General features: G+C 40.9%; 7 protein-coding genes and 1 tRNA gene. 6 read left to right on the forward strand and 2 right to left on the reverse strand.

Annotation, left to right across the window (positions count from 1 at the left end; all coding sequences use genetic code 11):
• Nucleotides 1-159 precede the first annotated feature (159 nt).
• Together WMO37_RS10525 and WMO37_RS10530 are read right to left on the reverse strand one after the other, a co-directional pair.
• Nucleotides 160-327 carry a hypothetical protein gene (locus WMO37_RS10525; RefSeq protein WP_349154978.1) on the reverse strand — a complete coding sequence of 56 codons (168 nt, stop codon included), beginning with the start codon at nt 325-327 and terminating at the stop codon, nt 160-162.
• Nucleotides 315-443 (reverse strand): hypothetical protein, encoded by a 129-nt coding sequence (locus WMO37_RS10530; RefSeq protein ID WP_349154979.1) that lies wholly within the window; start codon nt 441-443, stop codon nt 315-317. The genes WMO37_RS10525 and WMO37_RS10530 overlap by 13 nt, the downstream gene beginning before the upstream one ends.
• Before the next feature lie 508 nt (nt 444-951).
• Between WMO37_RS10530 and WMO37_RS10535 the strand changes: the two genes are divergently transcribed.
• The 6 genes from WMO37_RS10535 (at nt 952) to WMO37_RS10560 (ending at nt 14,443) form a co-directional block, all read left to right on the forward strand.
• Nucleotides 952-8,244 (forward strand): pectinesterase family protein, encoded by a 7,293-nt coding sequence (locus WMO37_RS10535; RefSeq protein WP_349154980.1) that lies wholly within the window; start codon nt 952-954, stop codon nt 8,242-8,244.
• 225 nt (nt 8,245-8,469) lie between these two features.
• Entirely contained in the window at nt 8,470-9,564 is a 1,095-nt protein-coding gene (locus WMO37_RS10540; protein ID WP_349154981.1) for an HD-GYP domain-containing protein, read from the forward strand.
• 27 nt (nt 9,565-9,591) lie between these two features.
• On the forward strand, nt 9,592-10,503 hold the full coding sequence (locus WMO37_RS10545; RefSeq protein ID WP_227090883.1) for a DUF3881 family protein: 912 nt from the start codon (nt 9,592-9,594) through the stop codon (nt 10,501-10,503).
• 116 nt (nt 10,504-10,619) lie between these two features.
• Nucleotides 10,620-12,689, forward strand: coding sequence for a methyl-accepting chemotaxis protein (locus tag WMO37_RS10550; RefSeq protein WP_022432456.1), 2,070 nt, complete (start codon nt 10,620-10,622; stop codon nt 12,687-12,689).
• An 81-nt stretch (nt 12,690-12,770) separates the two neighbouring features.
• Nucleotides 12,771-12,842: transfer RNA gene (locus WMO37_RS10555), tRNA-Arg, on the forward strand.
• Nucleotides 12,843-13,066: 224 nt separating this feature from the next.
• Nucleotides 13,067-14,443, forward strand: a complete 1,377-nt coding sequence (locus WMO37_RS10560) for an MATE family efflux transporter (protein ID WP_022432455.1) — start codon at nt 13,067-13,069, stop codon at nt 14,441-14,443.
• The last annotated feature ends 72 nt before the right edge of the window (nt 14,444-14,515 follow it).

Raw genomic sequence — 14,515 nt, forward strand, 5'->3', positions numbered from 1 at the left:
GTAACTTAAAAATCGTATTTTTATAGGAAAAAGAGGCTGGTACCCTAACGATTTTCAATCGTTAAAGCGACAGCCCCATTATACAAAAGGCACTTCGTGCCAGTGGTGCGCTCTTTTTATGGCAGACACGGTTAATCATTTGGTTGTGACCGGGTCTGTTTATTTGACTTCTGTGGATATACGTTGTGCCAGTTCGGCTACTGTTTCCTGTGGAAGTTCTGTATGAAATGCTACCTCTGTGATACTTTTACTGCTTTTTAGAAGCTTTACAGCAGACTGGACTTTTTTAATTCCGGCAGCTTTGGCATACCGGGTTAAGTCACCCATCTGGAAGAGCCGCCGTAAAGCTGATTTTTTAGTACCTGTGGTATTGATGTTTCTTCACTACTGATAATTTCAAAACTGGAATCCGTAATCCGTTCCTGCTCACTGCCGTCGGGCATTTTAATAAAATGCTCATTTTGCAGCAGGCAGACGGTTCCTTTCTTTTATTATACTGGACTTGTGGGATTGTCGACAAGCATTTCAATGAATTTTCTAAAATTTTTTCAAGTCTTTTGGGATTTCAAACCGGTTATAAATGGTGTCTGAACGAATATAGAATGACATTTCAGAATCCGCAGTAAATTCCAAAAACCGTGAAAAAATACAGACGAAATCTAAAAAACTTAGATTTCAACAGTTAATCAGATTTTAAACACATATTAATTGATATAAAACTGTGCTTAAACTGTGATTTAGAATATATTCTATTGGTACAATAACATATTATTGCACATTTGGCAATAGCAATGGAAAATACAATAAAATCAGTGGTTTTTACTAAAATACAGCCAAAAATCAGTTGTCGTCTCTTGTCGAATATAGTACTCTAGAACTATATAAGGCTAATTTCTATACAAAAGAAGAATGATACTAAGGGAAAAAATAAACAAAAAAGGAGAGAGAAAAATGGACAGAATTCAACGCAAAAAACCGGAATTCCGGCGGATTGCAGCGATGATTATGGCGGTAGCCATGATTATTTCCGTGATACCGTTTCCGGAAGGGCTGTTTCATGTAACAGCGGCGGCAGCAGTAAAGATGTCGGCAACATGGACAGCTGCCAATTCAACATTAACCGATTCCGACGATGCCGAGGCGGCAAGTGTAAAAGGCGGAAAACTTACCAATGATACAGGCGATACGATTCAGATTTCAGGAACAGCCACATTTACAAAAAGGGATAGTGACTTTCTGGCAAATAACGGGGTGTCTTTGGACATTCCGGTTGTAGAGGGCGCAAAGACCTGTACGCTTACAATCGTATCTTATTATGATATTACAGAAAGTAATGCAAATCCAGTGCTTGTAAGCGGCATGGAGAATGTAAAAATCACAAGAACAGGAACAGGCGACTGGTCAACTTATACGATTACCGGTACACCGGATAAAAATGTGTCGGCAGTGACACTCACCATGCAGAAGCAGGAGTATTTTAGGTCTGTACAGGCAGATTCTTCAACCAGCCTTGCAGTGACTTCTGCCGGCTTTGCCGAAGGCGGGGACACGACGGCAGAATGGACTTACAGCAACGGAAGTGTAGTAGCTTCTAATTCGGCAAGCTCCATTCAGAAGACAACGGGAACCTATACAAATACAGACGGGGATGTCTTATATGTAGATGCATCTGCAGGTAAATTTGCACCGGATACGACTCAACAGTATAGAATCCAGATTAATGCAACAACCCAGATGACGATTCCGGCAGCGGGAGAGAAAGCAACTTTAACACTTATTATTAATAAAAATAATATTAGCACAGATACACAAAGCGTGCTAACAGATAAATATTTGAGTCTTTCAGGCACAGGTCTTTTAAAGGCAGAATGTACAAAAAATGAAGTGTATTTGGAAGATAACAATTACAGAAAAGTAGAAATTACCTGCTATCTGGATGGTGATGAAGGTGAATTAACATTAACAGCATTATCAAATACTTATTTTAAGTCCCTTGCCATTGCCTGTGAAACACTCGACAAGACAACGATTAAAGGAAGTATTACATCTTCTGCAGAAATCCCTGATGGAACAGCCATTGTTGCAACCAATCAGACAACAAAACTTTCCTATACGGGTGTAATTACAAACGGAACGTATGAGATCGCCGTTCCGGCAGAAGATGAAGAAATGACTTATGAACTGTCAGTCAGTGATGCAGAATATCAGATTGCATCCGGTGTGACAACACATGTTATCAGTAAAGACAAGAGTGCAGACATTACAGCGAATTTAAAGCTGGTGAAATTAAGTACCTGTGTTGTAACAGGCAGTATCAGCGGATTTGCTGATGATTATGATATCAGCAGACTGGATGTTTTGTTTAAGGCAGCTGGGGAAACAGAGTATGTGCCGGAAGTTACAGTAGATACAAAGAACAAGACCTATACGGCAAAGCTCGAAAAGGATATGCCGTACAGTGTAGCATTACAGGGTGTCAATGACTATGAACTGACTGCACCGGCAGAAAATGTTACCTATTCAGAAGACAGTACACTGAATATGACGGTAGCATTAAAGCCTACGTATCAGGTATCGCTTACGCTGCCGGATACACCGGATTTAAGCGGTAAAAATATCACGTATACCTATATAAATCAGGATGACGGATATACTTATATATTTAGTAATAAGGAAGCAATCTCATTAAGAGACGGTACGTATCTGTTACAGCTTTCAGGAGATTTTCTTGCACAGCCGTATTGCGTAAAGAGTGGTTTATATGTAACGGTTGCAGGGAAAAAAGCTGCACAGACACTTACATTTGAAGAAGTGACAAGCTGGTCCTTTGTATACAGTGATGATGGAAATTACTATCAGCAGAGTATCAATGGAACAACCGGTTATTATAATGGACTTTATGTTGATGCAGCAACAGGTAAGCTTGTACCAAACGGTCCTACACCGAATTCAGCACAGTTTACGACAGGCGCAAAGATTTCCGTGCCGGTCAGCGGAAAATGTACGATTTCGGTTGAAGCATATCAGGCGGAGCGTGCGCTGTATACAATCGGAGGAACTGCGGCAGATACGACAACGGCGGTTTCTACCTATACCTATGATTCAGAAGAAGCCGGAACGGTAGAAATCGTATCAACGGGAAGCGCATATCTTTGTAAAATATCCGTTGTCTATGCAGCAAAGGACGTAGAATATGTTGAACAGCCGGAAATGCCAAAGACATATGATTACGGTACACCGGATGCGCTGGTTGTACAGCCGACAGGTCAAAGACTGGTCGTTACACAGACAGGTGGTACTTTAACCGGAAAAGAAAGTATCAGTGACAGTGTCAGCTACTTTGGATTTAATGAAACAGCGGATATAAATAAGCTCACGGCAGATGTGACGATTTTAGAGTGCGGCACAAGCAGTTCTAACGGCGTGTTCTTTGGCGCATTTAACGGAAACGGCATTGCAACGGCAGGTATCCGTAAAGGTACGGAATTAAAGATGATTTATTCCAAATCTTCATCAGAAATGGTGGGTGCGGCAGGTGCACTGACAGGAAATGTGACTTTAGGAACACGTGTCAGATTTGAACTTGTAAAGACAGATGAAGGTCTGGTTATCAGCATTACACCAAAAGACGATAAAGAGCAGCAGATCGTTTATAAATATAGTTCAACAATGCTGCTTCAGACAGACCGTGAAAATACAGCCGTGTCCTATGGTTTTGTATTTGCAGGGGTCAAGGCTGTGATTCAGAATATGAAATATACGGCAGAAGACGGAACGTGTCTGTATGACCAGAACGCATGTTATTATGCGCAGGGTACGGCACCGGTAGTTGAAAGTGTAACAGCACAGCAGGCAGAAACAAGAGATTATATTACCGTAAGCTGGACGAATTCAGTAGAAGCAGACGGTGACGGTATGTATGTGCTTCAGGTATCAGATGACGGCGGTCAGACATGGAAAAATGTGGACACGGCTATTACAGATACAACATACCGGTATGAGCTGAAAAATGCCGGGGATTATAATTTCAGAGTCTGCGGAAAACTCGGTGTAAGCGGAGAGTACAATGACTTTGTTCAGACCGATGCGATTACGGTGATAGCACCGTTAAGTACACCGATTGTCAGCATTTCCTCAACGTCAGACAAAGTAAAGCTTGCCTGGGATAAGGTATATGATGCAACAGCGTATGACGTATACCGTTATTCTTATGATGACACAGAGGAAAATGCTAAGAAAATTGCAACGACAACAGAATGTGCTTACGAGGATACGGACGTAACTGAAGAAATGCCGTATTACTATTATATTGTTGCCAATTCTTACATTGGAACCACATTGGATAACTACAGCAATCCGTCAGAAACGGTATGGGCAGTGCCAAGTGCCGGACATAAGGGAGATTATGTATACGAGGATGATGCGGTAGGATTTACGATTACAAAGAGGTCTTATGACACCGTATTTGATGGTAAGATTACCCTTGAAGGTGTCGTTGAAAAGATGGCAGATGTTTCACTGGTGATTAACGGAGAAACAGTAGACACACAGAGTGTGAAAGCCAAAGAAAACTTTGCATTTGACGATAAGGAGATTGCACAGGGCAGAAATGATGTGGAATTACGGTTCACGGATAAAGATGGCAATATCACAAGAGAAACCTTTAATTTTGTGTATCTGACGAATTATCAGAAAGTGGTTGATGCTGCTTATGATGGAACAGACGGCGAAGAGGTAAATGGAATTGCAACCTACAAGACCGTACAGGCAGCAGTCAATTCTGTAGCAGCGTCCAATGAACGGCGCGTTGTGATTTTTGTTAAAGAAGGCGATTACGAAGAACATCTTTCAGTGACATCACCGTATATTACACTCATTGGTGAAGACAGTGAAAAGACAAGAATTTATTATGATACCAAAGAATGGGTCGGCGGTGACATGAGCCAGCGCTGTGCAGTCAGCATCGGAAAGGCGGCAACCGGATTTTCAGCAGAAAACCTGACCATTGAAAATACATATAAATACCTTGGTGACGGTTCGCTTTCCAATGAATCCTGCGATGCATTAAGAAATGATGCAGAAAATACTTTGTATGTTAATGTAAGAATTTTAGGATATCAGGATACACTTTGTGCTAATGCAGGAACACAGTATTATTACAAGTGTTATATTGCAGGAAATGTAGACTTTATTTACGGAAATGAGCCAAGGGCATTCTTTAATGACTGTAAGCTGGTATTCCGTTATAGCGCAGCTAAAAATTCCGGCTATGTATGTGCTCCAAAGACAGGAGCTGATGCGGCATACGGACTGACATTTTACAAGTGTCGTGTGCTTTCGGAAACGGGCTGTTCAGGCAGCAGATATTACCTTGCAAGACCGTGGGGAGCAGATGCCTATATTACATGGATTGACTGTTACATGGGTAAAATTCTCCGTGCCAATACTGCAAATCCGTATTCGGATATGAGCGGAAATCCGGCAGCAGGCGCAAGATTCTTTGAATTTGGAAGCTTTGGACCGGGTTATGCAATTAATGTTAACAGAAGACAGATTTCATCCGCAAAGGCGGAAGAAATGACAACCACCGGTTATTTAGGCTGGGATCCATATACAATCGTAGCGATGATTGGCGGAAGATATGTGGGAACCGTAAATACTGGTATTGAGAACAAATTTGTTGAGAAAGAATACGTATCCGATACCTATTCCGGCATGGAAGGTGATGATACCGGACTGGATAAATATGTACTCGAAGGATACGCACAGAGCGGAAAGACAACCGGCGGCGGATTATTAATGGAATCTTCTAAGGATTATTACACCGCAGGTTCAGCCGAAGAATTTTTACAGGCTATCCAGAGTATAAAAGCAAGCGGTAGACCGTCCGTGCTCGAACTGACAAGTGATATTGCACTGGGAACGAACGAGGTTGAGGGCTTTGAGAATTACAAAGCATTTATTACGGCACATAAGCTTGCACCGCTGACACACCCGACACTGATACAGACAGGTGTATCCATGTTAAAGTTACAGGATATGAGTAACTTGACGATTTACTCAAAGAACGGTGCAAAGATTACACATACCTGCATTGATATTACAGGTTCAAGCAACATCATTATCAGAAACATCGAATTTGATGAAATCTGGGAGTGGGATGATGCAACCGAAGGCGCATATGACCGTAATGACTGGGACTACATGACAATTGAAAAGGGAAGTTCCAATATCTGGATTGACCATTGTACGTTCTATAAAGCATATGACGGTGTGATTGATGTTAAGACACCGGTAGACAGCAGCAACGTAACCATTTCATGGTGTGAATTTTTACCGGCGAGTGAAGACAGCGTATTTTTTGATACGATGATGAATGCCATGAAGGAAAATCCGGACAACTATCCGTATTATAAACATTTACTGGATGCGGGCATGACAGATCAGCAGATTTATAACTATGCATATGGACAGAAAAAGACACATCTGCTCGGACAGTCCGATACAGATACGTCAGCTAAAAACATTACCGTAACACTGGCAAACAATTACTACAAGGATTCAATGGACAGAATGCCAAGACTGCGTTTTGGTACGGCACACGTTTATAATTGTATTATGGATGCACAGGATTTAAGAAATATGCGTCTGGATATCCAGAATACAGTCGGTTCGGCATTTTCACAGAAGATTGTAAGCAACGGCGCTTCTTCGAACTGCGGTGCGCACATGCTTCTTGAAAACTGCTATATGTCCGGCATGACTAACGCATTAATCAGTGGTAACGGTGACAGTGAGGCCGGCTATATTAATGCATTTAACACGATGTATCTGCTGGATGGCAAAGAACAAGAATTAAAGATAACCTTGAACACGAATAAAGAAGGCGAAACGGCATTAGTTCAGGACAGAGGAGAATTTATAGAAAGTCTTCCATACAGCGGCTACACCCTGTACGCGGCATCAGACCTTGAAACACAGGTACAGCCTTACACAGGTGCCGGAAAGCTGACGATGACAACACTGCAGTGGGAAAAGACAGCTTACAATGATGTACATAAAGAACACACAGAGCATACATGGAATGACGGAGCAATCGAAAAAGAAGCAACCTGTACCGAAACAGGTGTAAAAGTTTACACTTGTACAGTCTGCGGAGACACAAAGGAAGAAGAAATTCCGGCAACAGGACATGTATGGGATGAAGGTAAGGTTACAACAGAAGCAACGACAGAAGCCGAGGGCGTAAAGACTTATACCTGTACGGTCTGCGGTGAAACAAAAACCGAAGTTATTCCGAAACTTGACGACAACAAGGGCGATGACAACAACGGTAAAACTGATGTAAGCATTGATGTTGTTGCAGGTGAAAATACACCGGCAGTTGCAGTTGAGGGAACAACCGATGACATTGTAAAGAAGGTTCTGACACAGGAAGAACAAAAGTCTGCGGCCAATGGTGCAAAGACAGCGATATCTCTTCATATAGCAGATATTACCGCAACCGTTTCAGATACAGAGAAGGAACTGATAGCAAAGAAGTTATCAGACGGACAGAGTGCCGGAATGTATCTTGATATTGTATTAAAAGCGGAAGTTGGAGAAAGTACCCGTGTTGTTACAGATACAAATGAGGCGCTGACAATGAAGATTACAGTTCCTGAGAGCCTTCGCAATACGGATACATCAAAGAAGAGAACGTATGATATTGTAAGAGTTCATGGAAAGGATGCAGTTGTTTTATCTTCTGAATTCAATCAGGATGATATGACCATTACATTTACAACCGGTCAGTTCTCAACTTACGCAGTTGTGTATAAAGATACAGCCGTGACACCGGAGCAGCCGACAATACCGGAACAGCCGACGACACCGGAACAGCCGACGACACCGGAACAGCCGACAACACCGGAACAGCCGACAACACCGGAACAGCCGACAACACCGGAACAGCCGACAATACCGGAACAGCCGATGACACCGGAACAGCCGACAACACCGGAACAGCCGACAACACCGGAACAGCCGACAACACCGGAACAGCCGGAAAATCCGACAATCCAGAATACGGAGAGTACGGAAAAAACAACAGCGGCAGACAATGCAGCAGAGGAAACACAGGTTCAGACAGGTGATTCTGTTTCATCTGGCAAGGTGGTCGGCATCGTGATTATTCTGATTGCCAGCATGGCAGTGATTGGTTTTGTACTTTTTAAAAAGAAAAAAAACGATACAGAAGAATAGTTGCAGATATCATAGGCGGGGAATTTTGACCGCAACATCTGATTGCATAAATAATTAAAAAAATGAAAAAAAGCGGGCGCTAAATGAGAGTTAGGCGTCCGCTTTGTCTTGTAAAAAATATAAATTTATGATATCTTTAATAAAAAGGATTGGATAAAAAATAAAAGCTGTATACAGGAATAAATTTATATGCAGAAGTTATTGGAGTAACGGATTGGAGTTATTATGATACGTGTGGATGTAAAAGATTTAAAAGGTGATGAAATACTGGCAGTCCCTGTGATGTCAGCATCTGATACGGTTCTTGTACAGTCCGATACAGAGTTAAAGGAAGAATATATTCAAAAGCTGACGGACCAGCGGATCGGCTATGTATATGTAAAAGAACAGACCGGCAGCGGACAGATTGTAAAAGAACGGAAAGAAGAAAAAGAGCCGCAGCAAAAGAAAATATACAGGCTGGATGAAACGACAGACCGTTCAAGGGAAATTGTCGCGGGGATTCTTGACAGACATATTTATAAACATAATTCGGATTTAAAAAAGATTGGAGAGGCGGCAGAAAATATTATTGATTCTGTACTTTCAGACCATGATGTCCTGACCAATGTGACGGAAATCCGCAATGTCAGTACAGATATGTATACACACTGTATTAATGTGTGTTCATTATCAACCATTCTGGCATTGAAGCTGAAGATGACAGAGCGTCAGGTACATAATGTGGCGCTTGGGGCGATTCTGCATGATATTGGTTTAAAGTATATCCGCGTACCGTATGAGAATATTAGTATTGAAGATATGAATTACAGGGATTTACTGGAATATAAAAAGCATACCATCTATGGATACAGCTCTGTAGAAAAAGAAGAATGGCTGTCCGATACGGCAAAAGAGATTATTCTTCTTCACCATGAAAACGTAAAGGGAACAGGCTTTCCGTTCCAGCAGAGAAATGGCAAGTTAAAGGCAGAAGTGCGCTTAGTATCCGTTTGTGATGATTTTGACAGCCTGGTGAGTGGAATCGGTAACCGGAAGATGAAGATTTATGAAGCCATCGAGTATATCAAGGTGCATACGGGCATGGAATATGATGCGACCATTGCGAATAAGCTGCTTGAATCGGTAGCAGTGTATCCGGTTGGCATGAATGTCATGACGAATGAAGGAGAAATCGGTGTGGTTGTACGCCAGAACCGGGAGGTTACAGACCGTCCGGTAATCCGTATGCTGCGATATGCAGATGGAACAGATTATAAAGAAGAAGTGGAAAAAGATTTGTTAAAGTATCTGACGGTATTTATTGTCGATACATTATAAGCAGAGGAGTTTATTCAAAAATAATATATGAATTTATATATGAGAGCGCTTGGATTTTCAAGGATGGATTCCAAAGCTGAGGCAGAATTTATACAAGAGGGGATAAAAGAGTGCATTGATGAGGGGCTGGTGCTGAAAAATCAAAAATTAAACAGGGGTTCAATGGTGGTAGCAGCAGGCGAATCCATGGGCGTTTATATTTATGGAAGATATGAGGAAAACCGGTTTGTCTATGAATATCATTTTCCATTTTTAATGGGAAGCGTGGGAACGCAGAATGATGAGATTACGATAGAGCGGCATCTGGATAAGGAGTCGTTTGCAGCAGTCTGTGATGAGGCAAAGACAGGGGTTACGCTGATTTTTTATTTACAGAATATTATGGATTATCTGGATTATCTGGTTAAAGCAGCAGGGAATCAGAAGCTTCCGGAACTGCTGGACACAAGAGGTGCTTCCGTAAAAAATCCGGTTCCGGGTAAACGGGCAGTCATGACGGCATTATCCATTGGCGGGATGATACTGCTTCCAATCCGCAAAAAGCAGGAAAAGGATAAAGAAGCGGAGGAAAGCAGAAGACGGCGTATTGCGGCAGCTAAAAGGGGTGATGAACAGGCAATGGAGAGCCTGACCCTTGAAGATATTGATACTTATACGGAAATCTCACACCGTATTATCCATGAAGATGTGTTTTCCATCGTAGATTCAACATTTATGCCGTGCGGTGTCGAATGTGACCAGTATTCTGTGATGGGGGAAATTCTGGAGTTGTCGGAGGTAAGAAATACTTATACAGATGAGAAAGTCTACCAGATGACACTGGAATGTAACAATATGGTGTTCCGCATGGCGATTAACGAAGCGGATCTGCTGGGGGAACCGGCAGTCGGACGGCGTTTTAAGGGACAGGTATGGCTTCAGGGCAGAGTGCAATTTTAATAAAATGTTAATAAAATATTAATTTTGCAAAATAAATGGCAATTTATAGGAGATTGTGTTAATATGAAACAGTGAATAACTATAAGAGTTTAAGAATATTAATAGGAGATGAAATTATGAGTAAGAAACTTCGTGGAATCGGAGTGCAGCTTGTCGGATTTTTTGTACTGGCAATTTTGATTCCAACATTGATACTTGCATTCAGGGCAATAGAAACAACAAAATCAGCCCAGACAGAAAATTTGAAGCTGACAAGTGTACAGACATTACAGGAAACCAAGATGGGATTTACTAATTATCTGAAAAATATCAGTCAGCCAATAGACCTTTTAACAAGAAATGATGCCGTAAAGCATCTGGAAGACAGGGGCGATTATGATACGAATGTAACAACAGTACAGGATGCATTAATTGCTTCCGTTAAAGTTACAAACGGTGCAGAAAGAGCGTATTTTTCAACTGTTACGGGACACCTGATCACAGGCTGGACAGAGTGGGATAATACAAAGAATAAGCTGGGTAACAAAAAGTCTATCCAGGACGGTGTGAATAATACAGCAAAAGACTGGTATAAGTCTACAATCGGTTCACCTGCAAGAAACAGCGTATATGCACAGTTTACAGATCCTTATACAGATTCACAGGGAAATACTGTCATTACCGTTTCACAGGAAATCAAGTATTCAGATAACAGCAACTATGGTGCAGTTGCCATGGATATTAATTTTGAAGAAATGACCAATTATGTACAGAGCATCGGTCTGTTAAATACAGGTTATGTGGTTCTTGTAAACAAAGATGGTAAGATTATTGTAAATAACGATAAGAATACATATTCTTCAGACAGTGTAAGCAGCTACAATTTCTGGAGTAAGTTAAACGCAGAGTCGCCGGAAGAAATTTACAATGTTCAGGATTTTGATGAAAAGATTAACGGAAAGACAGTACACGTTGTAGTAGCCAGAGATGAAATTACAGACTGGACACTGGTTGGTTTTATCAGTTCCAATGAAACAGCAAGCGTTGTGAATAAGATTGTTAATGCAACGATTTCATCCGGTATTATTTCATTTATCATCGGTATTGTCATTGCATTATTTGTAACAATGATGTTTACAAAGGAAATCAAGAAGATTAACAGTGTTATGCAGGCTGTTGCAGACGGTGATTTAACACAGAGAATTCCAATTAAGAAGAAGAATGAGTTTGGTGAACTTGAAGGTAACTTTAATGAAATGGTTGATAATGTATCCATACTGATTAAGGATGTGGAAGAACGTTCACAGGTTATTATCAAGGCATCAGATAATATTTCTGAGATTTCCAAGACAACAACCGAAACAACAAATCAGGTTTCTGAAGCAATCCAGAGTGTATCCATCGGGGCACAGGGGCAGGCGGAAAGCACGAACAATGCGACGAAGGAAGTTGAAAATCTCGCAGAGAGATTACACGAAACAAAGGCATATGTCAGTGATATTAACGATATGTCGATTGAAACCCAGCAGATGAGTAACAAGGGTATCACGATTGTAGAAGATTTAATCGGCAAGGGCGAGCAGTCTATTGAAAATTCAAAGATTTCCCAGTCCGTTGTAGATGAAATGATTCAGAGTATTGAAAAGATTAACTTCATTTCCAATGCCATTACAGAAATTACAGAACAGACGAATCTGTTATCACTGAATGCAAGTATTGAAGCGGCAAGAGCAGGTGAGAGCGGCAGAGGTTTCGCAGTTGTAGCAGATGAAATCAGAAAGCTTGCAGAACAGTCACAGCAGTCAACCGATGAAATCAAGCAGATTGTTGCCGAGATTACAGATAAGTCTGCACTGGTAGAAAAGACACTTGATGAAACGAACCAGATTATCACTGAACAGAACCAGTCTATTCAGGATACAAAGGATCTGTTTAATACAATTTCAACCTCTATCAACGCTTTAACGGAAGGTCTTGACAACATTGCCAAGTTAAATGAGCAGATGGATAACAGCAGAGGAAATGTAATTGACAGAATGGAAGATGTCGCTTCTATTTCTACAGAAACAGCAGCTGCATCCGAAGAAGTAACTGCTTCCGCAGAAGAAGTTAATGCAACAATGCACAATTTAAATCAGTGCACAGTAGAGCTTGATGAAATCGCAGTTGCATTAAAAGAAGCAATCAACAAGTTCAAGTTACAGTAGGCATAACGAGAAAGCAATTGACCGTTTTAGCTAATTGTGATAGAATAAGGACAGTCTGAAATCTTCAGACTGTCCTTATTTGTTCTCTTAGTTAAATGGATATAACGAGCGCCTCCTAAGCGCTAGTTGTGGGTTCGATTCCCGCAGGGAACAGTTGAAAAGAATGCAGCAATGAATTTAAAATCATTGCTGCATTTTTTGCGCGCTACAAGCACATAGCTTATGCAGATTCAAACCGTCTGCTCCTGATATCATAAAATAAAATATGGATACTTTTTCTGTAGTTCATGCCATAAATCGCTAGAAAATGGCATTAAATTACAGTATTATTATAAGTAGCAGAAATGAATGGATTATTTTATAATAAGGAGTAAATGATGGCAGTTTCACGAAAAGGACAGATTGATATGACGATAGGTCATATTATGAAAAACATTATACTGTTTGCGATACCAATTATTATTGGAAATGTTTTGCAGCAGTTATATACAACAGTCGATGCACTTGTAATAGGTCAATATTGTGGTGATACATCGCTGGCGGCGGTCGGAACGAGTTCGCAGCCGGTTGAAGTATTATTATGTGTTTTCTTGGGAATAGGAACCGGTGTGTCTATTCTTATATCACAATATGCCGGAGCAAAGGAATCCGATAAGGTTGTTTCAATATGTGGAACCTCAATAACATTTATCTATATTATAGGAATTCCGGTTGGAATTCTGGGGTGGTTTGCAGCACCGTATATTCTTGAATTTATGAAAGTTCCGCAGGATGTATGGGATGCTGCACTAATCTATACGAGATTAGTATTCTTAGGTACGCTTGGAAATCTGGGCTATAACATGAATGCCGGAATATTAAGAGGACTTGGGGATAGCAAGGCTTCATTATGGTTTCTGGTTGTATCCTGTATTTCCAATATAGTGTTTGATTTAGTATTTGTTGCAGGATTTGGCATGGATGTGGCAGGTGCAGCACTTGCTACAAGTATAGCGATGTTTATTTCATGGCTTGTAAGTATTGCTTATATAAGAAAGATGTTTCCGGAGATTCAGTTTACATTCCTGCCACGAAGATTTTCAGGAAAAATGATGAAGGATATCCTGGCAATTGGTCTGCCTGTCGGACTTAATAATTCGCTGTATTCATTAGGGCATGTTGCATTACAGACTTTTAATAACTCCCAGGGCGCCGTATTTATGGCAGGGGGTGCAGTAGCAGGAAGAATTACGGGCTGCTCCAATATAGCAATTACCGGCTTGTCTTCGGCAGCCACTACATTTTCAGGGCAGAATTACGGTGCAAAAAAATATGATAGAATTAAGGAGGGACACTGGAAAATTCCAATATGTTCCGGACTTATTACCCTTGGCTGTGGCTTATTTTTCATTATGATACATAAACCGTTGATACGTTTCTTTTCATCAGATGAAATGGTGCTGATGTATGCGAGCAGACATGTTGTTGTCATGTTGCTTTCCCAGTGGTTCTATGCTATTTTTAATTGTATAATATCTATTGTAAATGGAACAGGAAGGGTGCGTTATACGACCATTGTTAATATTCTCATGCTTTGGGCAGTCAGAATTCCAAGTGCATATATTATTAACAGATATTTTGATGGAACATGGGTAATGCTGTGTTTTCCAATATCTTTCAGTTTTGGAATGTTTGCAATGATAGGTTATTACCTGTTCTCACCGGCATGGAAGGAAGTTATGAGACTGGCAGAGAATAAACCACAAGATTATTGACATTTGTTTAACTCCCATGTATGCTGCGGCATCGCTTCCGGTGGGGGTATATGGATGCTATGCTTGTACTTC

It is taken from the genome of Lachnospira intestinalis, assembly GCF_040095895.1.
Classification (GTDB): Bacteria; Bacillota; Clostridia; order Lachnospirales; family Lachnospiraceae; genus Lachnospira; species Lachnospira intestinalis.